Raw genomic sequence first — 23,123 nt, 5'->3', positions numbered from 1 at the left:
GCCGCGCGGCGCACTAGCGCTCGACGCGGCCGCACAACTATCGTCGGGCACGCCCCGCACCTTGGGAACATCTGATGGCGACCGAGCAAGACGCCCGCACCGCGGCTGACGACGGCCCGCCTCCGCGCGGCGCCGGCGCCCTGCTGCGCCGCTACTGGTTCGGTGTGGTCCTGTGGAAGCGGATCCTGATCGCGCTGGTGCTGGGCACGATCGTCGGCCTGGCGCTCGGCGAAGCCTCGGTTCAGCTGAAGTGGATGGGCGACGTATTCATCCGCCTGATCCGCATGGTGGTCGCGCCGCTGGTGTTCTTCTCCATCGTCTCGGGCATCGCCAGCATGGGCGATCCCAAGCGACTGGGCGCGATCGGCTCCAAGACCCTGGCCCTCTACCTGACCCTGACGGTCATCGCCGTCAGCGTCGGCATGACCATGGGCGTGATCTTTCAGCCCGGGGTCGGCATGGACTTCGCCGGTGCGGCCCCCGCCCAGATCGCCAAGGCGCCGCCCAGCCTCGGCGAGCACCTGATCAGCATCATTCCGACCAACCCGATCGCCGCCCTGGCTGAAGGCAACGTCCAGTCGGTGATCTTCTTCGGGATTCTCGTCGGCCTCGGCATCCTGACCATCGCGCCGCGCGCCGAGCCGGTCGGCCGCCTGTTCCAGATGGGCGCCGACATCATGCTGCAGATCGTCCGCTTCGTGATGGAGGTGGCGCCCTTCGGCGTCTTCGCCCTGGTCGCCTGGGTGATGGGCACGACCGGCCCCAGCGCCTTCGTCCATGTCCTGAAGCTGGCCGCGGCGCTGGTGCTGGGCTGCGCGTTCCAGACCCTGATCATCCACGGCGGTCTGGTTCGGTTGGTCGCCCGGCTGCCGGTGCTGCCGTTCTTCCGCGACATCACCGACGTCGTCGCCATCGCCTTCTCGACCTCGTCCAGCGCCGCCACCCTGCCGGTGGCCATGCGCGTCGCCGAAAAGAACCTCGGCGTCAGCCACGCGGTGACCTCGACAGCCATGCCGCTGGGCGTGACCCTCAGCATGGACGGCACCGCCCTCTACGTCGCCCTGCTGGCCGTGCTGTCGGCCCAGGCGTTCGGCATCGACCTGCATTTCTCGCAGTATGTAATGCTGGCCCTGGCCACGACGGTCGTGGCGCTGGGCACCGCGCCGGTGCCGTCGGCCTCGCTGTTCATGCTGGCCGCCGTGCTGCAGGTCATCGGCCTCGGCGCCGAGCAGACCGCGCTGGTCGTCGGCTTCATCCTGCCCTTCGACCGGCTGCTGGACATGACCCGCACCATCACCAGCGCCACCAGCGACCTGTCGACCGCCGTCACGGTCGCCAAGTGGGAAGGCGAACTCGACCAGGAGGTCTATCTGCGCAAGCCGGTCGAGTAGGTCGTCCGGGCGCCGCCTCTAAGGTCTTTCCCGGACAGCATTGCCTCGTCCGCTGGCCCAAGCTCCGGCAAGCTTCGCCAGGAGACGCGACATGCGCACGATCGGGCTACTCGCATTGCTGGCGGCGACGGCCGGCCTTCCCGCCGCCGCTCACGCCGAGGACGACTGGACCGTCTCGGTCACGCCCTACCTCTGGGTCGCCTTCCCGCAGGGCGACGTGACCGCATCGTCCGACGGGCGTGGCGGCGGCGGCGGCCTGGACCCGGACATCCACGTCAACTTCGACGACATCGGGCTCTCCGGCGCCTTCACCGGCGCGGTCGACGTCCGCTACGGCCGCTTCGGCGTGCTCGGCGACCTCACCTACTACGAGATCGAGGCCGACAAGGACATCACCGCCGGCCCCCTGCCCGATGTCGACGGCAAGGTCACGGTCTCGGGCACCAAGGGCCTGATCGTCGGCTACTACCGCGCCTACGAGACCGAGCAGTCCTCCGTCGACGTCCTGGGCGGCGTCCACTACCTGGGCATCGACACCGACGTCTCGCTTTCCACCCCGAACCGGCGCATCGACTTCGGCGCGAAGGAAGACCTCTGGGATCCCGTGATCGGGGTTCGCGGCAGGACCCGGTTCACCGAGCACTTCGGCGTCATGGGCATCGCCACCGTCGGCGGCTTCGGGGTCTCGTCCGACAGCCTCTACGAGGTGCAGGGCTACCTGACCTACCGGTTCAGCGACCTGATCACCGCCGAAGCCGGCTATCGGTACTACTCGACCAAGTGGGACGGCGACCGCCTGGACTACGACGCCTCGTTCAGCGGGCCGCTGGTCGGCCTCACCTTCACGTTCTGACTCACCAGAAGCGGCGCGGCGTCGAGCCCTGAGCCGGGTCCTGGGCCGCCGCCGTCTCGGCCGCGGCGGGCGCCGCAGCGGGCGCAGCCTCGCGGCCGTTCACCGAGTTCATCCCGGTGGCGACGACCGACACCCGCAGCTTGCCTTCCAGCGACGGATCGAACGCCGCGCCGAAGATGATGTTGCCGTCCGGATCGACCTGGTCGGAGATCACGTTCGCCGCCTCGTCGACCTCGAGCAGCGTCATGTCGGTGCCGCCGGTGACGTTGATCAGCACGGCCTTGGCGCCGGCCAGCGAGGTCTCGTCCAGCAGCGGGTTCTGGATGGCGTTCTGGGCGGCCACAGCGGCGCGGTCGGCGCCGGTCGCCTCGCCCGTGCCCATCATCGCCGCGCCCATGCCGCCCATGACGCTGAGCACGTCGGCGAAGTCGAGGTTGATCAGGCCCGGCAGCACCATCAGGTCGGTGATCGAGCGGACGCCCGAATGCAGAACCTGGTCGGCCATCCCGAACGCCTCGGCGAAGGTCGTCTGCTCGGTCGCGACCCGGAACAGGTTCTGGTTCGGCACGATGATCGAGGTGTCGACGTACTGCTGCAGCTCCTGCAGGCCCGCCTCGGCCAGCCGCATCCGGTGACGGCCTTCGAAGCGGAACGGCTTGGAGACCACGCCGACGGTCAGGATGCCGCGCTCGCGGGCGCAGCGCGCCACGAACGGCGCCGCGCCGGTCCCCGTGCCGCCGCCCATGCCGGCGGTGATGAACACCATGTCCGCGCCGTCCAGGTAGCGGATGATGTCCTCGGCCGACTCCTCGGCGGCGCTGAGGCCGGCGTTGGGATTGGCGCCGGCGCCCAGGCCTTGCGTCACCTGCACGCCCAGCTGGATCCGCTGGCTGGCGAGCGACAGCGACAGCTGCTGGGCGTCGGTGTTGGCGACCACGAAGTCGACGCCTTCCAGCCCCTGCTCGATCATGTTGTTGACCGCGTTCACGCCGGCGCCGCCGACACCGAACACCACGATCCGGGGCTTCAGATGGACGGCCGCCGGGCGCGTTCCGTTCGGGGCTGACACTGACATGTTGGCAAAACTCCTCGTACGTCCCTGCCGTGGCCGCCGGCGATTCCACAACCAAGCGCGGACCAGTTCCACAGGAATGTGGTGCAATCCGGACTCACCCCCGGGGCACGGCCCACCGAATTGGCCCATTGCGGGACAAACAGCAAGCGGAGGCGTAGCGCCGCGCTTTACGCCGCAGCGGCAAGATTCCGCCGCGGCGTGGCGATCACCCCGCGCACGCTGGCGCGCATGAAGGCGATCAGCTGTGCGACCCGCTCGTCGGCGAGGCCCGCCTCGGCCGCCGCCAGCCGCTCGGCCAGCGGCCCTGCGCCATGGAAGATCGCGCGGAAGGCGCGCTTCAGAGCCGACACCTCCGCCGCCGCGAGCCCCGCGCGGCGCAGGCCGACCGCGTTCAGCGAGACCAGCCGCGCCCGGTCGCCCTGCACCAGGCAGTAGGGCGCCACGTCCTGGGTCACGATGGCCCCGCCGGCCACGAAGGCCAGCTCGCCGATCCGCACATGCTGGTGGACCGCGCAGAGGCCGCTGAGCTGGGCCCGGTCGCCGATCACGACGTGCCCGGCCAACGTCGCTCCGTTGGCCATCACCACGTCGTCGCCGACCACGCAGTCATGGGCGACGTGCGCGGTGGCCATGAACAGGCCTCCGGACCCGATCACCGTGGTCGAGTCGCCGCCCGCGTGGACGGTCACGAACTCCCGGAAGACATTGCCGTCGCCGATCTGCAGGCGCCCCGCCTGGGCGGCGTGGCCGGTGATCTGCGGGCTGGCCCCGATCGAGCACGACGCCATGAAGCGGTTGTCGGCCCCGATCTCCGTGCAGCCGTCGAGCACCGCGTGCGGCCCGACGACATTGCCAGGTCCCATGCGCACGTCCGGGCCGATCACGGCATAGGGACCGATCTCGCAACTGGGGTCGATCTGCGCGCCGGGCGCGACAACGGCTGTCGAATGGATGCTCGCCATGCGAAGACACCTGAACCCGTCGCCCGTCGCCGCCAACTCAACTTCGGTGTCCGATTGCGACGGGCTACAGATGCCGCAACAGATTCGACGCTCCCCGGACCCAGCCATTGCCTTCAGCCGTCTACGGAAATCCGCCGCCCGACGTCATCGAGACGCCCAAGGGGGCTGCACAGCTGTCGCCGCTGATCCCCGGCTCCACGGACATCGCGAGCCTGGCCGACGCGAGCCAGGACGAACTGGCCCTGCTCGTCCCCGGCGGCGCGATCGAGGCCCGGCACCTGTTGGCCCAGGCGCTGCGCGTGCTGCGCCCCGGCGGCGCGCTGACCGCCGCCGCGCCGAAGGACCGCGGCGGACTTCGCCTGAAAAAGACCCTCGCCGCGCTCGGCTGCGAGGTCGCCGAGACCTCGCGCCGCCACCATCGCATCTGCGAGGTCGAGCGCCCGGACAGCGCTCTCGACCTCGCCGCCGCCATCGCCGAAGGCGCGCCGCGCATTCTGCCCAGCGGGCTCTGGTCACAGCCGGGCGTGTTCAGCTGGGACCGTCTGGATTCCGGCAGCGACCTGCTGCTCCAGCACCTGCCGGCGCTCTCCGGAGCCGGCGCCGACTTCGGCTGCGGGATCGGCTGGCTATCGCGGGCGGCGCTGTCCTCCCCCGCGGTCACCGCCCTGACGCTGATCGACCTCGACCGCCGCGCCGTCGAATGCGCCGAGCACAACGTCGTCGATCCCCGGGCCAGCTTCGTCTGGGCCGACGTCCGGACGGCGGCCAAGGACCTGTCGGGCCTCGACTTCGTGGTCATGAACCCGCCTTTCCACGACGGCGGCCAGGAAGACCGGCGCCTGGGCCAGGCCTTCATCCGCGCCGCCGCCGACAGCCTGCGGTCCGGCGGCCGGCTGTGGCTGACCGCCAATCGGCACCTGCCCTACGAAGCCGCGCTCAATGAGGCCTTCAAGGCGGTCACGCCGGTCGCCGACGGCGGCGGCTTCAAGATCTACGAGGCCCGCAAATGAGCAAGACGCCGACCATGCGGCTCGACCGCCTGCTCTCCAATCTCGGCTACGGCAGCCGCAAGGAGATGCACGGGCTCGTCGCGGCCGGCCAGATCCTGCTGGACGGCGCGGTGCTTAACGACGCCGGCGCGCGGATCCCGATCGGCCCCGACCTGCCCGAACGCATGCTGGTCATGGGCAAGCCCGTCGATCCGCCGCCGCCGATGGTGGTGATGATGCACAAGCCGCTGGGCGTGGTCTGCTCGCACAAGGAGTACGGCGACCGGGTCTACGACCTGCTGCCGCCGCGCTGGCGGGTGCGCGATCCGGCGCTCTCGACCGTGGGCCGGCTCGACAAGGAGACTTCCGGCCTGCTGCTGATCACCGACAACGGCGACTTCCTGCACCGCGTGATCTCTCCGCGCCGCCACGTGAAGAAGAGCTACGTCGCCGAGTTGGACCGCCCGCTGGAAGGCCACGAGGGCGAAATCTTCGCCGCCGGGACGCTGATGCTCGAAGGCGAAGAAAAGCCTTTGCTGCCGGCGACCCTCGAACCGCTCGGCGAGCGTCAGGCCCGGCTGATCATCGAAGAAGGCCGCTATCATCAGGTCCGGCGGATGTTCGCCGCGGTCGGCAACCACGTGAACGCCCTGCACCGTGACCGGATCGGCGGGCTCGTCCTGCCCGACGATCTGCCGGCCGGCGAATTTCGGGTCCTGCCCGCCGCCACAGCCGAGCTAGTGTTCGCCGACTGACCAAACGACGGGGGAGACAGCCGATGACCACGGCCGACCATGCGTTCGAACAGCTGATGCGGCTGGCCGGGCGGCCCCGGCCCGACTTCGTCCGCATTGAGGATCAGCCGGCGGCGATGGCCACGCGCTTCAAGGCCGAGGCTGGCGCCGCCGCCGCCCTCGCCGCCGTCGGGACGCTGGCCGCCGACCTCTGGACCCTCCGCTCGGGCCAGACACAGCAGGTGAGCGTTTCCCCCCGCGAGGCCGGCGCGTCCCTGATCAGCTTCGCCCTGCAGGTCTTCGAAGACCCCGACCGCGCCCCGCCCCAGCGGCCCGAAGACGCCGGCGGCGGCGGACGCGGCACCCCGGCGATGGGGTTCTTCCCCACCAAGGACGGCCGTCACGTCTTCCTGCACCCCAGCTTCCCCGACAGCGCGGCCAAGCTGCACCAGCTGATGGGCACGCCCGCCGACACCGCCGCTGTCGCCGCACAGGCCCTGAAGTGGAACGCGCTGGACCTGGAAAACGCGATTGCGGACGCCGGCGTCTGCGGCGCCATGGTCCGCACGGCCGAAGAATGGGACGCCTCCGAGCAAGGCCGCATCCTCGCCGCTCGTCCCGTCGTCGAGATCGTGAAGATCGCCGACGGCCCGCCGATGCCCCTGCCCGATCATGGCCAGGCGCCGCTCTCGGGAGTTCGCGTCCTGGACCTCACCCGCGTGCTAGCCGGGCCGACCTGCGGCAAGACGCTGGCCCAGCACGGCGCCGACGTCCTATATGTCGCCTCGCCCAAGCTGCCAGCCACCGAGTTCTTTGTCAGCGACGTTGGGCACGGCAAGCTGGCGACCTGGCTCGACCTCAAGGATTCGGCCCAACTGGCGCAGTTGAAGGCGCTGATCTCCCAGGCCGACGTCTTCAGCCAGGGCTATCGCCTCGGCGCGTTGGAACGGCTCGGCCTTGGCCCGCTCGACCTCGCCAAGCTGCGCCCGGGCATCGTCTACACCTCGATCAACGCCTACGGACACGAGGGTCCGTGGGCCAATCGCCCGGGCTGGGAGCAACTGGCCCAGACCGTCACCGGCATGGCCGACATTCACGGCGGCGACGGCCCGCCCAAGCTGCAGCCGGCGGCCGTCGCCGACTACACGACGGGCTTCCTCGCCGCCTTCGGCACGTTGGTCGCGCTTGAGCGGCGGGCCCGCTATGGCGGCAGCTATCTGGTTCGCGTGTCGCTCGTGCAGACGGCGACCTGGCTGCGCGGCCTGGGGCTGAAGTCCGACGACGCCCTCGCCAAGGTGCAGAGCGCCTCCCCGGCCGAGATCGACGGCTGGCGGATCGACTCGCCCTCCGGGTTCGGACCCGTGCGGCACCTGCGCCCGCCGGTGCGGATGTCGGCGACGCAGCCGCGTTGGGTCCGGCAGACGACGCCGCTGGGCGCTGCGCCCGCGATCTGGCCCGGCTAGGGCGCGTCGTCGATCAACGACAGCGGCGGGGAGACCTCCTCCAGCGGCTTGCGCTCGGCGGCGACGCCCAAGAACAGCTCCACGACCGCCGCGCTCAGCATCAGCACGCCGCCCAGCAGGTAGCCCCAGAAGATCTGGCTGCGCTCGCCGCTGTCGATCAGCGCCCCGAACAGCGCCGGGCCGCCGACGCCGCCCAGCAGCGTGCCGAACGCATAGAACAGCGAGATGGTCACCGCCCTCGTCTCCAGCGGGAAGCTCTCGCCCACCGTCAGATAGGCCGCGCTTGCGCCCGCCGAAGCGAAGAAGAAGATCACCGTCCAGGCCGCCGTCTGGGTCGTGGCGGTCAGCATCCCTGCCGAGAACATCCAGCCGGTGGCGCACAGCAGCGCGCCGGCCAGCCCGTAGGTCAGGGCGATCATCGGCTTGCGCCCGACACTGTCGAAGAAGTGGCCCAGCAGCAGCGGCCCCAGGAAGTTCCCCGCCGCGAACGGCAGGATGAACCACCCGATCGAGGCGGCCGGCACCTCGTAGAACTTGGTCAGGATCAGCGCGTACGTGAAGAAGATCGCGTTGTAGCAGAAGGCCTGGGTGGCCATCAGCACCAGGCCCAGCACCGTTCGTTTTGGATGGCGCACGACCAGCGAGCGGGCGATGTCGAACCACGACGTCCGCATCGGGCGTAGGCGCAAGGTCGGTAGTTCGTCCGGCGGGCCTAGCGAGCGCCCGGTGTCGCGCTCGATCCGCGCCTCGATTCCCTCGACGACCGCCAGCGCCTCCTCAGGATGGCCGTGCGTCATCAGCCAGCGTGGGCTCTCGGGGATGTAGCGGCGCACCCAGATGACGATCAGCGCCAGCAGGCCGCCGATGATGAAGGCCAGCCGCCAGCCCCAGGCCTGGTCGACCAGGTTCGGGTCGAGCACGATCAACGAGCCCATCGCCCCCAGCGCCGCGCCCAGCCAGAAGCTGCCGTTGATGGCCAGGTCGGTGTAGCCGCGCCGCCGCGCCGGGATCAGCTCCTGGATCGCCGAGTTCACCGCCCCGTACTCGCCGCCGATGCCGGCCCCGGTCAGGAACCGGAACAGCATGAACGACCAGAAGTCCCAGGCGAAACCGGTGGCGATTGTCGCCACGAGGTACACCGCGACCGTGATCGTGAAGAGCCGCCGCCGCCCGAAGGTGTCGGTCAGCCGTCCGAACACCAGGGCGCCCAGAACCGCTCCCAGGATGTAGGCGCTGCCCGACAGGCCGATCTGTGTGGTGGTGAGTCCCAGCCCCTCCGAGATCGCCGGCGACAGCGACCCGACCAGGGTCACCTCTAGCCCGTCGAGGATCCAGGTGATCCCCAGCGCCGCGACCACCAGCCAGTGGAAGCGGCTCCAGGGCAGCCGGTCGAGCCGTGCAGGCACGTTGGTTGTGAAGCTGTCGGTCATGCGCCCGCCCCCGTCGTTTCGCGTAAGTGAGCGACAACGCGACGGCGCCGCTTGGGTTCATGCCCTTCTGGCTGTATGGCCGCACAAGATGTTTATCGACGAGATCACCGTTGACGCCCGCGGCCACCGCTGCCCGGTTCCGACCTTGCGGCTGCGGCGGGCGCTGGAAGACGCCCGGCCGGGCGTGAAGGTCCGGCTGCTGGCCGATGATCCGCTGGCCAGGATCGACGTCCCGCACTTTGCGACCGGCGCCGGGTTCGTCGTCGTCGAGACCGGCGAGCATGACGGCGTGCTTAGTTTTCTGGTCGCGCGGCCAGATCCGGCCTAGTCCCCTTCGGGTGGCAGGCGCCGCTCGCGCTCGCGCAGGACCATCTCGATTTCGGTCGCGAAGGCGCCGCCGAAGAACACCGCGTTGACGCTCCACGACAGCCAGATCAGGAACACGACGACCGCGGCGACCGAGCCGTAGGTCGCGCCCAGGTGCGCCACCTGCTCGACATAGAAGGCGCTGGCCCAGGACACGAGCAGGCAAAGGATCGCGGCCGAGACTCCGCCCAGGATCGACGGCAGCCAGGCCACCGGCCGGCTGGACATCGCGAACCGGTAGATCAGGGTCATCGCAAAGGTCAGGCCGAAGCTCGCCCAGGTCCATTCGCTGTAGAGCCAGGAGACCCCGGCCAGCGGCTTGAGCCCGAACGCCGCCGCGATGAAGCGGAAATAGAAGAAGATGGCCGAGAAGAAGGCCAGCATCGCAAAGGCGGCGATCAGCACCGCCAAGGCCAGCAGGTTGAACTGCAGGAAGCTGCGCGGCGCCTCTTCGTCGTGAATGAACGACAGACCGGCCAGCAGCGCCTTGAAGCCGCGGTGCGCGGCGTAGCCCCCGACCACCAGCGCCACCCCGCTCTGCGCCGAGACGGAATGGAAGGGCGTCTGCGCCAGCCGCTCGAGCTCGGCCTGGAAGATCGCCTGCGCCCCAGAAGGCATCAAGCGGGCCAGGGCCTCGGCCTGATGCGCCACCTCGTTGGGATCGGCCAGCAGGCTGTAGAGCCCGATGCCGATCGCCAGAGCCGGAAACACGGCCAGCATGATGAAGAACGAGACGCCGCCCGTGTAGAGCATGACGTCGCGCCCCCAGAGACGGCGCATGGCGCGGCCGGTGATCAGGACCGCCAGGCGCACCCAGTGCGAAGGGTCCCAGTCCGTCTCGCGAACGCGCTGGATTCGTTGCCGTAGCGACATGGCGCGGAAGGTGCTGAAGCTCGCCTCGCGGCGCAAGCAATGATCTTCCCACGCCGAACGGCGCGCCGGACCTTGCTGGGGGACCGACGCGCCGCCGATGGGCGTGTCATGCCATCGGGCCGGCCGCCGTATCGAGGGACGGGAGTGACGACGACCGACCGTGGCTAAGAATGCCTCGCTGCGGCTGAACCCCCGCTGAACGCGGTTCGTAGAACCTGTTCAGCTCGCACGCGTTCGTCATCCAACCTTCACATAACCGTCAAACAACAATGTTAGCGCCTCTGCCGTACCGGAGCGGAGCCAGATCATGAAGACTTTCGCCTATCTCGCCGTCGCCGCCGTCGCGCTCAGCGCCTGCGGCCAGCAAGCCCCCAAGGGCGGAGCCGAAAAGGCTGCGGGCCCCAGCGCCAGCGGCCGCGATCAAGTGTGGGCCGCCGGCTCATCGACCGTGTTCCCGTTCGCGACCCGCGTCGCTGAGAATGTCGCCAAGACCACGGGCGGTCGCCCGGCCAAGGTGGAGAGCCTCGGCACCGGCGGCGGCTTCAAGCTGTTCTGCAGCGGCACCGGCGCGGGCTTCCCCGATATCGCCAACGCCTCGCGCCCGATCAAGAAGTCGGAATTCGAGCAATGCGCCGCCAACGGCGTGACCGACATCGTCGAGATCAAGATCGGCTTTGACGGCATTGTCATCGCCAACGCCAAGGGCGGCCCGACCTACAACTTCAAGATCGATCAGGTCTATCGCGGTCTTGCCGCCGAACTGCCGCAGGGCGACGGCTTCGCCAAGAACACCGCCAAGTCCTGGAAGGACGTCGACGCCGGCCTGCCGGCCCAGGCGATCCTGGTCTACGGCCCGCCGCCGACCTCGGGCACCCGCGACGCCTTCGTCGAACTCGGCCTGGAAAAGGGCGCCCGCAAGCTCCCGGCCCTCGAAGCCCTGCGCGAAAAGGACGAAGACGCCTTCAAGGCCAAGGCTCACACGATCCGCTCGGACGGCGCGTGGGTCGACGCCGGCGAGAACGACAACGCCATCGTCCAGACCCTGACCAAGACCCCGAACGCCATCGGCGTGTTCGGCTACTCGTTCCTCGAGAACAACCTCGACACCGTGAAGGCCGCGACGGTCGACGGCATCGCCCCGACCTTCGAGACCATCTCGAACGGCACCTATCCGGTGTCGCGCTCGCTCTACATCTACGTGAAGAAGGCCAATGTCGGCGTCATTCCGGGCCTGCGCGAATACGTCAACGCGTTCGTCTCGGACGCCGCGACCGGCAAGGGCGGCTATCTGCAGCAGCGCGGCCTGATCCCGCTGCCGGCCGATCAGCACGAGGCCCAGAAGGCCTCCGTGACCGAGCTGAAGACCATCAGCGCGCCGGAAAAATAAGCGCCGCCCAAACGGCGGCGAACAAGGCCCCGAAGCTCAGCGCTTCGGGGCCTTTCTGTTATCCGGCCATGTTATCCAGCGAGCGCGCCGGCCGCCTTCAGCTCGTCGATCGCCGCGGCCGAGAAGCCCCAGTCGCCGAGCGCCTCGCGGTCGTGCGCGCCGATGGCCGGCGGCGGGCCCTGGATCTCGCCCGGCGTGGCCGAGAAGCGCGGCGCCGGGGCCGGCTGCACCACCCCGCCCAGTTCCACGAAGGTCTGGCGCGCGACGTTGTGCGGGTGCTTGGGAGCCGCATCGAGATCGAGCACGGGCGCGAAGCAGACGTCGGTGGCGTCCATGATCTCGCACCACTCGGCCTGGGTCTTCTGGGCGATCACATGGGCCAGCTTCTCGCGAAGGTCGTTCCACGCCCCGCGGTCCATCTGCGCCGCAAACGCCGGGTCGTTGATCCCGGTCTTCTCCAGCAGCAGAGCGTAGAACTGCGGCTCGATCGAGCCGATCGAGATCCACTTGCCGTCGGCGCACTGGTAGGTGTCATAGAAGTGCGCCCCGCCGTCGAGCAGGTTGGCCCGACGCTCTTCCTTCCACATGCCGCTGGCCTTGAAGCCGTAGAACATCGACATCAGCGAGGCCGCGCCGTCGCTCATCGCGCAGTCGATGACCTGGCCCTGGCCGGTCTCCCGCGCGCTCAACACGCCCGCCAGCAGTCCGAAGGCCAGATAGAGCGCCCCGCCCCCGAAATCGCCGACTAGGTTCAGCGGCGGGATCGGCTTGTCGCCCGTGCCGATGGCGTGCAGCGCCCCGGTGATGGCGATGTAGTTCATGTCGTGGCCGGCGGCGTTGGCGTAGGGCCCGGTCTGGCCCCAGCCGGTCATGCGGCCGTAGACCAGCTTCGGATTGCGCTTCAGGGCGACGTCGGGGCCCAGGCCCAGGCGCTCCATCACGCCCGGCCGGAAGCCCTCGAACACCGCGTCCGCGCCTTCCATCAGCTTGAGGCAGGTTTCGATGGCGGCGGGGTTCTTGAGGTCCAGCCCGATTGAACGGCGGCCGCGGCTGGTGATGTCGGCCGGCGACGAGCGCCCCTGCCCCTTGCGATCGATCCGCACCACGTCGGCGCCGAGGTCGGACAGCAGCATGCCGCAGAACGGACCAGGGCCGATCCCGGCGAACTCGACGACCTTCAGCCCTGAAAGCGGTCCCTTACCCATGCGACGTCTCCCTGTTTCGTTGCCCCGAACCTAGCGGCCATGACGCGCCGTCAGCCAACGGCTTCAGCCGCCGCCCGGCAGCGACTGGCCGTCGTCGACGGTGATCACCGTGCCGGTGATCGCCCGCGCGCTCGGGCCGCTCAGCATCAGCAGCGAGGCGTCCAGGTCCCCGGCCTCCATCAGCCGCCGCCGCGGGAAGCCCTTCATCTGCTTCAGCCCGCCCTCGGTCTTGAACCAGTCGGAATTGATGTCGGTCTCGATGTAGCCGGGGCAGATGGCGTTGACGGCGATCCCCTTGCGCGCCCACTCGCGGGCCAGGCTGCGGGTCAGCATCGCCACCGAGGCCTTCGAGGCGCAGTAGGCTGACAGCCCCGGCAGCACGGTGTGCGAGGCGATCGAGGCGATGTTGACGACCCGCGCCTCGCCGCGCTCGGCCACGCCCGAAGCGATCATCCGCCTGGCCGCCTGCTGAGCGGCGAAGAACACCCCGCGGACATTGACGTCGAAGGTGCGGTCCCAGTCCTCGATCGACAGGTCCAGCGCCAGGCCCTCGCCGCCGACCCCGGCGTTGTTGATGAGGATCGAGATCGGCCCCAGAGCCGCCTCGACCTCGTCGAACGCCGGCCCGATCGCCGCGGCGTCCGCCACGTCCAGCTTCAGCGCCATCGCCTGGCCGCCCTCTCCGGCGATCGCGCCCGCGTGGCTCTCGACCAGGTCCAGGCGGCGGGCGGTCAGCGCCACGGAGGCCCCGGCATGCGCCAGCACCCGCGCGAAGTGCGCGCCCAGCCCGCCCGACGCGCCGGTGATCACCGCCACGCGGCCCTTCAGCGTCTGCTCCATCCTGTCTCTCCTCCACAGGCTTGCGACTCGGCGTCGCTGTGCCATTCGCCTTGCGGCTGTATAGTTGTTGCGCACGTCGATTCCCGCCCAGCCTGGGCGCGCGACCGAGAGGCCAGGGTTTAAGCGAATGACGGCGGGCGTCCAGGCGCGAGTCTTGATCGTTGCACGGGACGATGCTGTCGCCGGACCGCTGGCCGAAGGGCTGGATCGGCTCGGCTGGCGCACGGTGACGGCCCGCGGTCCCTACGCCGCCGTGGCGGCCCTCGCCGACCTCAACGTCGAAGCCGCCATCGTCGACCTCGCCAGCGGCGGCCACGAGGCGCTGACCATGGCGCGGCGCCTGAAGGCCGCCTGCGCCCCGCGCCGCCTGCCGGTGGTCGCCATCGGCGATCCGGGCCCCGAGCTCGACACCTACGATTTCGACCTGACCCTCGCCGCGCCGGTGCACCCGGCCCAGATGGTCATGCGGCTGGAAACCCTGGTCCGCACCGCCGTAGCCGAAGAAGAGTTCGAGCTGCGGCTCGAGACCTTCGCCGAGCGCGGCCGCCGGCTGGACATGCCCGAGCCGGATCCGACGCCCTATCATGTCCTGGCGATCGGCGAGCCGGCCCCGCAGTTCCTGGCCCTGGCCAACGCCCTGACCCGATCCGGCGCCGAGGTCGTGGGCGCGTTCACCGCCTACACCGCCTTCGACTACCTGCATGAGCGCCCGTTCGACGCCGTGGTGCTCTGGGCCGGCGACACCAGCCAGGAGGCGCTGTCCATCGCCGCCGGCATGCGCCGCAACACCCGCCTCTATCACACGCCCGCCCTGCTCTACATGCGCCAGGAGAGCTACGTGACGATGTCGGAGGCCTACCATCGCGGCGTCTCCGACGTCGCCTCGCCCGAGACCCCTGAGACCGAAACCGCGCGCCGCGTGCTCGAACTGGCCCGCAGCTATCGTCGCCAGACCGCGATCCGGCGCGCGCTGGAAATGGCGCGCACCTCCGGTCTGATGGACGCCGCCACCGGCCTCTTCACCCGCGATCTCTTCGCCCGTCACGTCGGGCGCCTGGCCCAGGCGTCGCGCGTTCGCGGCCGCCCGCTGTCGGTCTGCGTGCTCAAGGTCGCCGAGCGCACCGACGTCTCGGCCGCCCGCGCCGGCGGTTGGCTGGACCGCGCAATCCCGCAGATCGGCTCGATGATCGGCCGCCTGGTCCGCGTCGAGGACACCGCCGCGCGCCTGGGCCAGGAGGTCTTCGCCCTGGCCCTGCCGGCCACCGGCAAGGCCGCCGCGCGCGCCGCCGGCGAGCGGATCGCCGCCGTCATCGGCTGCACCGCCTTCGAGGCCGGCGACGGCCAGCCGCCGTTCGTGGTCGACTTCGACATCGGCGTGGCCGAAGTCACCTCGCCCGAGAACGTCGGCAAGGCCCTCGAGGAGGCCGCAGCCAGGGCTCACCAGAAGGCGAGCTAGCCTGCGGCCTCCGCCGCGACCGGAGCCGAACTCCGCAGCCGCATGCTCAACGCCTGGGCCTTGTTCCAGACGACCCAGGCCAGAATTCCCCCGACCAGCGCGCAGGCCACCTGCAGCAGCGGCCAGTTCGGCGCGCCGACCGCGTTGAGCGCGACCCGGAAGTGATAGTGGGTCAGGTAGATGAACAGCGAGCCGCCCGACAGCAGGAAGATCGCCCGCCCGAACGGTTTCAGCACCGGCAGCCGGCGCACGAACAGCAAGGCGAAGGCCGAGGCCAGGATGAACAGCCAGCTCATGACCTCGAGCGTGAAGTAGGTCGCCGCGGCATAGGCCAGGGCCGCCGCCATCGCCGTCAAACGCCGGCGCGGCGTGTCGGCGCAGGCCACCATCGCCCCCAGGATCAAAGTCGCATAGTGGGTGGTCGGCAGCAGGTTCACGACCAGCAGCGGATCCGACGTCGCTTCAGGATAGTCTGGATAGATCAGGAACGGGACCACGAAGCGGAACACGCAGGCGATCGAGAACGAGCCCATCAGGAACGCCCATTTCCGGTCCGGCTCCAGGCGCCGCTTTCCCGCCAGCAGCACCGACAGATACAGGATGGCCAGCATCTGCATCATGCAGTGGATGTACCAGAGGAAGAACTGCTTCTCGCTCGGGGTGTAGGCCAGGAAGTTTTTGTAGAAGAAGGCGAGCGACCAGGAGGCTTCCTGCCCGGCCAGCACCTTCGCGAAGAACAGTGCATATGAGAACAGCGCCACCGGTATCGTGACGTTGAGCAGCATCTTGAGAATGGGCTTGGCGCTCTTCTTCTCGAACACCTCCCACAGCTGATGGCCGCCGATCATGAACCCGGACACCAGGAACAGCGCGCTCGTCGCCCCGCCGCCGTAGTCGAGCAAGGCGAAATGCCCGGCGACGACCAACGCGATCGACACCGCGCGGATGATCATCGAGGTGTCGACGTCGCTGAAGAACCGCTTGGCGGGCGCGGCCGTGGCGGCGATGTCGCGCAGGGACATCAGGTGCCAGCCGTCCGGAACGACGCCCAACACCTCCTCGGTGGCGAGGTAGAGCTGGACATAGGACAGGCTGTCCCCGCCGATGCTCACGAAGGACGCCCCTGCGGTGATGTCCCGGCGTCCGAGCACCGCCGACCATTTCTCCACCAGTGCACGTTCCTTGGGCGTGCCGGCCGCGCGGCCCGCTGGCTCGGGCGCCGCCTCGACCGCCGACGTCCTGGCGCGCAGCGCCATGCGGTCGATCTTGCCGTTGGGCAGCAGCGGCATCGCTTCCAGTCGCACGAGGCTGCTCGGCGACATGTAGCTGGGCAGCCGCTCGGCGAGGTGCCGCTGGATGTCCTCCAGCAGGGTCGCGTCAGACCGGTCGGAGGTCACGAACGCGGCGATCCTCGGCGCGCCGTCCCCGCCCTCGGCGAGGGCGATGGCGGACCGGACGTCGGGATGCGCCAGCAGCGCCGCCGTGATCTCGGAGAGATCGACGCGATAACCCCGGATCTTGATCTGGTCGTCTTGGCGGCCAAGCACGACGACGTCGCCGCTCGGCAGATAGAAGCCGCGGTCCCCGGTGTAGTAGGTGTCGCCGCTCGTGCTGGCCTGGATCTCTCCGCCGACCACATAGCCCAGGCTGAGCATGTTCGAGCGGACGGCGATTTCGCCGACTTCGCCGATGCCCTTCAACTGCCGATCACGATCGACGATCAACAGCTGGAAGCCGCCGGAGCCTTGCCCGACCGGAACCGTCTTCCAGCCGAAGTCGCCGTCGAAGACGAAGTGGCCGGCGGCCTGCGGGGTTTCGGTCGATCCGTAGAAGTTGACGTTGACCGCATTGGGCGCGACGCGGGCGATCTCGGTCAGCAGCGTCGGGCGAAGCAGGTCTCCGCCCCAGAAGACATGGCGAAGTCCCGGAAACGCCCCGGTCTTCGCCCCGGCGCAAAGCAGTTGTCCCATGGCCGGCGTCATGTGCGCGGCGGTCGGACGAACCTCTTCGAACCAACGCCGCAGGCCGCCCGGCTCGAAGATCGCCCTCTGCTCAGGGATCATCAGGCAGGCGCCGAGCGACAGCGGCGTGAAGATGTCGCGCAGCAATGGATCGTGCGACAGCCCCGACAGCATCGTGAATCGGTCGCCTGCGCCGAGGTCGAACCTCCCCGCCTGCCAGGCTGCGAAGTTCACCAGCGGCCGATGGCCGACGGCGACGCACTTCGGAACCCCAGTGCTGCCGGAGGTGAACAGCAGATAGGCCGGATCGGCGGGGTCGGCGGCGTCGAGCCCCGCCTCCTCGCACTTTGACAGTATCTCCCGGCCGGGATGGACGATGGGGCCGCCTCGGCCAGCCGCAATCCGCGCCGCAAGAGCCTTCACGTCCTCGCCGTCAGCCGCGCAGACGACGGCGCCGACCACTGCGATCTCCGCGAGGTCGGCGAGGCGCTGTTCGGGATAGGCGCTGTCGAGGACCACGAACACCGCGCCCAGCCTCAGGACGCCAAGGATCGCCCAGATCAGGGCCGGTCCGCGTTCGGCGATGATCGCCACGCGGTCGCCGCGCCCGACGCCCGACGCCTGCAGCCGCGCCGCGACGTCTCTCGAACGCTCCGCGACCTGGCCGTAGCTGTAGGCCAGCCGGCCATGACGCAGGGCGATCGCCTGGGGCGCGCCGCGCGCCGTTCGCAGAAACGCGGCGTGGACGAGCTCGCCGCCGCCCGCCGTCAGCGCCGCGGTCGGATCCGGAAGCACGCCGGACGCGGCCAAAGCGCTGGATCGGACCTTGGCCGTCGGGACCGAAGGCGCGGCGCAAAGGTGCGTCGTAAGGGCGAGCAGCAGATCGGCCATCGCCGACGCCCGTGATGGCGACACGCCCGCGGCGTGAAAGACCGAGACCTTTCCCGGCGAGGCGGCGAGATCAAACTCCAGACGCAGATCGATCGCGCCCTCGGCGTGGGCCGGCGCCGAGCCGGCGTTCCGGACGTCCAGGGCCAACCGCGGCGTGGCCTCGTCGCCCGCCGGCGTCCGCATCGCGAGTGCGACGGCCTGAGCCTGCTCGCCCAGCGAACGCGCCTCGTCGACGCTGATGCTGAGAAAGGTCCGGCCGCGTTCGTCGCCCCCGAGCGCCACGTATTGCCGGTCGGCGTCGGTCAGCCGGGCCAAGACGATCAGGCCGATCGCCCGGGCCACGTCACCGGCGCTCACGCCGGCGCTGCGCGCGCTCGCCTCCAGGTCCGCGCGCACCCCTTCCGGCAGGTCGAGCACGACTCGACCGCCTTCGCTTGGATCGGCGGCGACGAGCCGATCCATCGGGATTGTCGGCATATCCTCCGACGGTCCGGCTTCCGCCGGTCGAGCCTCTAAGTCCAACGACGCGTGCGTACGCGACCGTCCATCCCACAGGACGATCTTACCCATCTCACCCCCCCGACACCGTCAGGCGCGAACCTGCCGATGCAGCGTTTACTCGACTGCGATCACCGTTCAGTGATCATCGCTACGGCGCGGGGTTCTATACGCTCAGGGTGTAGAGGCAAACCTCAATCCACCATTGCGAGAGTCGTCGGCGCGACGCTCGCAATTGGATCGACGGACCAGATCAGGCCGCCAGCTTCGCCAGCTCGCTGAGGATGCCTTCGGCCGCAGCCAGACGCTGCTCAGGGGTCTCCCACTCGCCCTTCACCACGACCTTGTGGTCGGGGCGGATCTTCCAGGCGACCTGGTTCTTCTGCACGAAGCCGACCAGACCCATGGGGTTCTTGAACTCGTCGCCACGGAAGGTGACGACCGCGCCCTTAGGCCCGACGTCGATCTTGGCGACATTGGCCTCGCGGCACATGCCCTTGATGGCCACGACCTTGAGCAGCTGGCCGGCTTCGGGCGGCAGTGGACCGAAGCGGTCGATCATCTCGGCCGCCAGCGCTTCGCGGTCGCCCGCCTTCTCGGCGTCCGACAGGCGGCGATAGAGCGACAGGCGCACGTTGAGGTCCGGCACATAGTCGTCGGGGATCAGCACGGCCGCTCCGGTGTTGATCTGCGGCGACCATCCGCGGTCGGCCGCCTCGCCCTTGCCGGCCAGTTCCTTGAGCTCGTTGACCGCGTCTTCCAACATCTGCTGGTAGAGCTCGACCCCGATCTCGCGGATGTGGCCCGACTGTTCCTCGCCCAGCAGGTTGCCGCCGCCACGCTGGTCCAGATCGTGGCTGGCCAGCTGGAAGCCGGCGCCCAGGCTGTCCAGCGACTGCAGAACCTTCAGGCGCCGTTCGGCCGACAGGGTGATCTGCTTCTCGGCCGGCGTGGTCAGGTAGGCGTAGGCCCGCGCCTTGGCCCGGCCGACGCGTCCACGCAGCTGGTACATCTGGGCCAGGCCGAACATGTCGGCGCGGTGCAGGATCATGGTGTTGGCGGTCGGGATGTCGAGGCCGCTCTCGACGATCGTCGTCGACAGCAGCACATCGTACTGCCCCTCGTAGAAGGCGCTCATCACCTCTTCGAGCTGGGTCGGCGCCATCTGGCCGTGGCCGACCACGAACTTCACCTCAGGCACCTGCTCGCGCAGGAACTTCTGCAGGTCCGGCAGGTCGCTGATCCGCGGCGCGACGTAATAGGCTTGGCCGCCACGATACTTCTCGCGCAGCAGCGCCTCGCGGATGACGACCGGATCGAACGGCGTGATGTAGGTCCGCACCGCCAACCGGTCGACCGGCGGCGTGGCGATGATCGACATCTCGCGGATGCCGGACAGCGACATCTGCAGCGTGCGCGGGATCGGCGTCGCGGTCAGGGTCAGCATGTGCACGTCGGCGCGAAGCTCCTTGAGCTTCTCCTTGTGCTTGACCCCGAAGTGCTGCTCCTCGTCGACGATCACCAGGCCGAGGTTCTTGAAACCGACCTGCTTGGAGAGCACCGCATGGGTGCCGACGATGATCTCGACCTCGCCGTTGGCCAGGGCCGTGCGGGTTTCGCTGGCTTCCTTGGCCGGCACCAGCCGCGACAGCCGGCGAACCTTGACCGGCCAGCCCTGGAACCGTTCGGAGAAGGTCTTGTAGTGCTGGCGCGCCAGCAGCGTGGTCGGCGCGACCACCGCGACCTGCTGGCCGCTCATGGCGACCACGAAGGCCGCGCGCAGCGCGACCTCGGTCTTGCCGAACCCGACGTCGCCGCAGATCAGGCGGTCCATCGGCTTGCCCGCGCCCAGGTCCTCCAGCACGTCGCCGATGGCGTTGAGCTGGTCCTCGGTCTCCTCGTACGGGAAGCGGGCGCAGAACTCGTCGAACACCCCGTGCGGCGGGGTGATCGCGTCGGTGTCCTTGGTCGCCCGTTCGGCCGCGATGCGGATGAGGCCGATGGCCATCTCCCGCAGGCGTTCCTTGGCCTTCGCCTTGCGGGCCTGCCAGGCCGCGCCGCCGAGACGGTCGAGCTGAACGTTCTCGCCGTCGCTGCCGTAGCGGGTGAGCAGGTCGATGTTCTCGACCGGCAGGTACAGCTTGGCCTCGCCGCCGTACTGCAGCTCCAGGCAGTCGTGCGGCGCGCCCGCCACGTCGAGGGTCTTCAGTCCCTCGTAGCGGCCGATGCCGTGGTCGATGTGGACGACGAGATCGCCCGGCGTCAGCGACGAGGCCTCGGCCAGGAAGTTCGAGGCGCGGCGGCGGCGACGCGGGCGCGCCAGGCGGTCCCCGAGGATGTCGGTTTCGGAGATGACCGCCAGCTTTTCGGTCTCGAAGCCCGATTCCAGCGGCAGCACCACGCGTTGGAAGATCTTCGGGTCGGCGGACCGCGCGGCGTCCCAATAGGGCGCCAGCGAGATGTTCTTCAGGCCGTGGTCGGCCAGCATCGCCCCGAGGCGATCGGACGAGCCGTCCGACCAGGAGGCGAACAGGACGCGCTTGCCCTCGCCCACCAGCCGCTTGGCGTGATCGGCGGTCGCCTCGAAGAGATTGACCGAGTCCTGCTGGCGCTCGGCCGTGAAGGCGCGGCCCTGGCGCGCGCCCATGTCGATGACGGTTTCGCCCTCGACCTCCTGGAACGCCGAGAACCGCCGCGTCGGCCGCACCGCCAGCCGCTCGCGATACTCGTCGGCGTCCATATAGAGCCGGGTCGGCTCGAGCGGCCGATAGTGCACCTTGCGGTCGGCCTGGGCGCGGGCGTCGTAGGCGTCCTCGATCATCGAGAGCCGCTCGTCGCGGGCCCCGTCGGCCAGGTGATCCAGGGCGATCAGCGTGTCGGCCGGCAGATAGTCCAGCAGCGTCGCCATGTCCGGGTAGAACAGCGGGAGCCAGTGCTCCATGCCGGCGCGGCGGCCGCCCTCGCTGACCGTGTCGTACAGCGGATCCCCGCCCGGCGCGCCGAAGGCCTCGACATAGCCGCGGCGGAACCGCGAGATCGCGTCCTTGTCCAGCAGCGCCTCACTGACCGGCAGCAGCGAGATGTCCTTCAATTGCCGCGTCGAACGCTGGGTCTCGGGATCGAAGCCCCGGATCGATTCCAGCGTGTCGCCGAACAGGTCCAGACGAACGGGTTCTTCCGCGTTGGGCGGGAAGACGTCGATCACCCCGCCGCGGATGGCGAACTCGCCGCGTTCCGACACGGTCGAGGCGCGCTGGTAGCCGTTGATCGCGAAATAGCGTTCGAGATCGGCGATCTCGACCACATTGCCGACCGTGGCGGCATAGGCGGCGCCCTCGACCGCCGACTTCGGCGGCACGCGCTGGATCAGCGCCGGAACCGTGGTGACCAGCAGCGCCGGCTTCTTGGCGTCGAAGCCCTTGGCCAAGCGGGCCAGGGCCGTCATCCGCTCGGCGGCGGCGCCGGCGGAAGGCCCGATGCGGTCGTAGGGCAGGCAGTCCCACGACGGAAAGCGCACGACCTCGACATTGGAGGCGAAGAACGAAAACGCGTCTACGAACGCCGACAGCCGCGATGCGTCGCGGGCGACGAACACCGACAGGCCGCCGCGGGCCTTGACGATGTCGGCCATGACCAGGGCGTCGAACCCCTCGGGCGCGCCGACCAGGTCGAGCCGACCTGGATCCTGAGCGATACGCCGGGTCTCCGCCGCCGTCGGCGCCCGGAAGCCGTCAGCCGCCACGGGGTCCTCCCCTCGCCTCGAAAGCTTCGAAGCGGAAGGTCTTGATCATGCCCATGATTTCGCCGTCGAACTCAGGCGGGGTCGGCGTGCGCTCGACGATCCACTCGTAGAGGTCCTGGTCCGGCTGCTCCATGAGCGCCTCGAGGGCGTCGAGCTGCTCGGGCGTCAGCGTGTGGGCATAGGTGTCCGCGAACGGCCCCAGGATGAGGTCCGCTTCCCGGAAGCCCCGGTGCCAGGCCCGGAACTTCAAACGCTTCAGTCGTGTGTCATCGATACTCATGGGCGAGCGGCCGATATAGGCCGCTACGCCCATGCGCGCCAGAGCGCGTTCGCCGAAAACGCGTCAGCCCCAATCGCCGCCGCGCCAGGTGAAGGCGACATCCTTGAACGGCGTGTCGCCGACCTGCAGCGCCCCTTGGGCCACGGTCAGGCCGTCCTTGCCCTTCGTGCCCTTGGTCTTCTTCAGCGCCGCGGGGTCCAGCTTCACGTCCAGCCGCACGTCGCCGAGCTTCGGATGCTTGCCGACCAGCCGGATCCGCTCGTCGGTGACGGCGTAGGCCTCGGGCAGCACCTTGAGCTTCACGGAATAGACGACGTTGCCGAGCGCGTTCTTCCGCGCCGGGCTGGTGATGTCGACGAACTCCAGCATCACCGGGGCGTAGGTCTTGGTCCGCTCGCCCTTTTCCCAGTCGTTGAAGCCCATCTGGCCGGCGACGTGCAGGTTGTCGAGTCGGTAGTCGCCGACCTTCACCTCGTTGGTCGGCAGGTAGTAGCCGAACTGGGCGTCGCCCTTCGGCCGCGTCAGGCCGGTGAACGTAGGATCGACCGGCACGGCCGGCTCGGCGACCGGCGCCTTGGCCTGCTCGACCTGCTCGGCCGGCGGGCTGCAGGCCGCGAGCATGGCCGCGCCGACGGCCGCCAGAAGCGCTTTACGCATAAAATTCCCCCCTGGGTTTTGCGGAACTTCATCATGGGCGCCGCAGGCTGTCCATGGTCGCGCTATGTTC

Annotated in this window: 17 protein-coding genes and 1 pseudogene; 8 read left to right on the top strand and 10 right to left on the bottom strand. The window is 69.4% G+C overall.

The window, feature by feature from the left end; genetic code table 11:
• Nucleotides 1-74: 74 nt before the first annotated feature.
• Both AC1Q87_RS03960 and AC1Q87_RS03955 read left to right on the top strand, forming a co-directional pair.
• A complete protein-coding gene (locus AC1Q87_RS03960; RefSeq protein ID WP_492607676.1) occupies nt 75-1,391 on the top strand; it encodes a dicarboxylate/amino acid:cation symporter in 1,317 nt (438 codons plus the stop codon).
• A 91-nt stretch (nt 1,392-1,482) separates the two neighbouring features.
• A complete protein-coding gene (locus tag AC1Q87_RS03955) occupies nt 1,483-2,244 on the top strand; it encodes a hypothetical protein (RefSeq protein WP_492608276.1) in 762 nt (253 codons plus the stop codon).
• A 41-nt stretch (nt 2,245-2,285) separates the two neighbouring features.
• Here AC1Q87_RS03955 and ftsZ read toward each other — a convergent pair.
• Both ftsZ and lpxA read right to left on the bottom strand, forming a co-directional pair.
• Nucleotides 2,286-3,319, bottom strand: a pseudogene (gene ftsZ / locus AC1Q87_RS03950) (cell division protein FtsZ); the annotation flags it as partial.
• A 167-nt stretch (nt 3,320-3,486) separates the two neighbouring features.
• Nucleotides 3,487-4,281, bottom strand: coding sequence for an acyl-ACP--UDP-N-acetylglucosamine O-acyltransferase (gene lpxA / locus AC1Q87_RS03945; RefSeq protein WP_492607675.1), 795 nt, complete (start codon nt 4,279-4,281; stop codon nt 3,487-3,489).
• 107 nt (nt 4,282-4,388) lie between these two features.
• Between lpxA and AC1Q87_RS03940 the strand changes: the two genes are divergently transcribed.
• Genes AC1Q87_RS03940 through AC1Q87_RS03930 form a run of 3 tightly spaced genes read left to right on the top strand, consistent with a single transcriptional unit; the run spans nt 4,389 to nt 7,467 of the window.
• Nucleotides 4,389-5,291 (top strand): class I SAM-dependent methyltransferase, encoded by a 903-nt coding sequence (locus AC1Q87_RS03940; RefSeq protein WP_492607674.1) that lies wholly within the window; start codon nt 4,389-4,391, stop codon nt 5,289-5,291.
• Nucleotides 5,288-6,025, top strand: a complete 738-nt coding sequence (locus tag AC1Q87_RS03935; RefSeq protein ID WP_492607673.1) for a 16S rRNA pseudouridine(516) synthase — start codon at nt 5,288-5,290, stop codon at nt 6,023-6,025. Before AC1Q87_RS03940 ends, AC1Q87_RS03935 begins: the two co-directional genes overlap by 4 nt.
• A 23-nt stretch (nt 6,026-6,048) precedes the next feature.
• Entirely contained in the window at nt 6,049-7,467 is a 1,419-nt protein-coding gene (locus tag AC1Q87_RS03930) for a CoA transferase (RefSeq protein WP_492607672.1), read from the top strand.
• Here the strand turns inward: AC1Q87_RS03930 and AC1Q87_RS03925 are convergent.
• Complete coding sequence (locus tag AC1Q87_RS03925) at nt 7,464-8,897, bottom strand: MFS transporter (RefSeq protein ID WP_492607671.1); 1,434 nt, start codon at nt 8,895-8,897, stop codon at nt 7,464-7,466. The genes AC1Q87_RS03930 and AC1Q87_RS03925 overlap by 4 nt on opposite strands.
• A gap of 88 nt (nt 8,898-8,985) precedes the next feature.
• Here AC1Q87_RS03925 and AC1Q87_RS03920 point away from each other — a divergent pair, with 88 nt between their 5' ends.
• Nucleotides 8,986-9,225 carry a sulfurtransferase TusA family protein gene (locus AC1Q87_RS03920; protein WP_492607670.1) on the top strand — a complete coding sequence of 80 codons (240 nt, stop codon included), beginning with the start codon at nt 8,986-8,988 and terminating at the stop codon, nt 9,223-9,225.
• Here AC1Q87_RS03920 and AC1Q87_RS03915 read toward each other — a convergent pair.
• Nucleotides 9,222-10,172, bottom strand: a complete 951-nt coding sequence (locus AC1Q87_RS03915) for a YihY/virulence factor BrkB family protein (protein ID WP_492607669.1) — start codon at nt 10,170-10,172, stop codon at nt 9,222-9,224. The genes AC1Q87_RS03920 and AC1Q87_RS03915 overlap by 4 nt on opposite strands.
• Nucleotides 10,173-10,443: 271 nt before the next feature.
• Here AC1Q87_RS03915 and AC1Q87_RS03910 point away from each other — a divergent pair, with 271 nt between their 5' ends.
• Entirely contained in the window at nt 10,444-11,523 is a 1,080-nt protein-coding gene (locus tag AC1Q87_RS03910; RefSeq protein WP_492607668.1) for a substrate-binding domain-containing protein, read from the top strand.
• Between the two features lie 71 nt (nt 11,524-11,594).
• Here the strand turns inward: AC1Q87_RS03910 and AC1Q87_RS03905 are convergent, their stop codons facing one another.
• Both AC1Q87_RS03905 and AC1Q87_RS03900 read right to left on the bottom strand, forming a co-directional pair.
• On the bottom strand, nt 11,595-12,728 hold the full coding sequence (locus AC1Q87_RS03905) for a CaiB/BaiF CoA transferase family protein (RefSeq protein WP_492607667.1): 1,134 nt from the start codon (nt 12,726-12,728) through the stop codon (nt 11,595-11,597).
• Between the two features lie 63 nt (nt 12,729-12,791).
• Nucleotides 12,792-13,568 (bottom strand): SDR family NAD(P)-dependent oxidoreductase, encoded by a 777-nt coding sequence (locus AC1Q87_RS03900; protein ID WP_492607666.1) that lies wholly within the window; start codon nt 13,566-13,568, stop codon nt 12,792-12,794.
• Between the two features lie 127 nt (nt 13,569-13,695).
• On the opposite strand from AC1Q87_RS03900, the gene AC1Q87_RS03895 reads away from it, so the two are divergent.
• Complete coding sequence (locus AC1Q87_RS03895) at nt 13,696-15,024, top strand: diguanylate cyclase domain-containing protein (protein ID WP_492607665.1); 1,329 nt, start codon at nt 13,696-13,698, stop codon at nt 15,022-15,024.
• On the opposite strand, the gene AC1Q87_RS03890 is transcribed toward AC1Q87_RS03895, so the two are convergent.
• The 4 genes from AC1Q87_RS03890 to AC1Q87_RS03875 all read right to left on the bottom strand — a co-directional run bounded on the left by AC1Q87_RS03890 (nt 15,021) and on the right by AC1Q87_RS03875 (nt 23,053).
• A complete protein-coding gene (locus AC1Q87_RS03890) occupies nt 15,021-18,338 on the bottom strand; it encodes an AMP-binding protein (RefSeq protein WP_492607664.1) in 3,318 nt (1,105 codons plus the stop codon). The genes AC1Q87_RS03895 and AC1Q87_RS03890 overlap by 4 nt on opposite strands.
• A 289-nt stretch (nt 18,339-18,627) precedes the next feature.
• On the bottom strand, nt 18,628-22,068 hold the full coding sequence (gene mfd / locus AC1Q87_RS03885; protein ID WP_492608264.1) for a transcription-repair coupling factor: 3,441 nt from the start codon (nt 22,066-22,068) through the stop codon (nt 18,628-18,630).
• A gap of 37 nt (nt 22,069-22,105) precedes the next feature.
• The gene (locus AC1Q87_RS03880; RefSeq protein ID WP_492607663.1) at nt 22,106-22,396 is read right to left on the bottom strand and encodes an FAD assembly factor SdhE; all 291 of its coding nucleotides are present in this window, start codon (nt 22,394-22,396) and stop codon (nt 22,106-22,108) included.
• 63 nt (nt 22,397-22,459) lie between these two features.
• Nucleotides 22,460-23,053, bottom strand: coding sequence for a hypothetical protein (locus AC1Q87_RS03875; RefSeq protein ID WP_492607662.1), 594 nt, complete (start codon nt 23,051-23,053; stop codon nt 22,460-22,462).
• Nucleotides 23,054-23,123 lie beyond the last annotated feature (70 nt).

This window comes from Phenylobacterium sp. GW823-FHT02A09, from assembly GCF_058797775.1.
The sequence above is the reverse complement of the archived record's forward strand: the minus strand, read 5'-3'. Positions and strand labels throughout refer to the sequence as shown.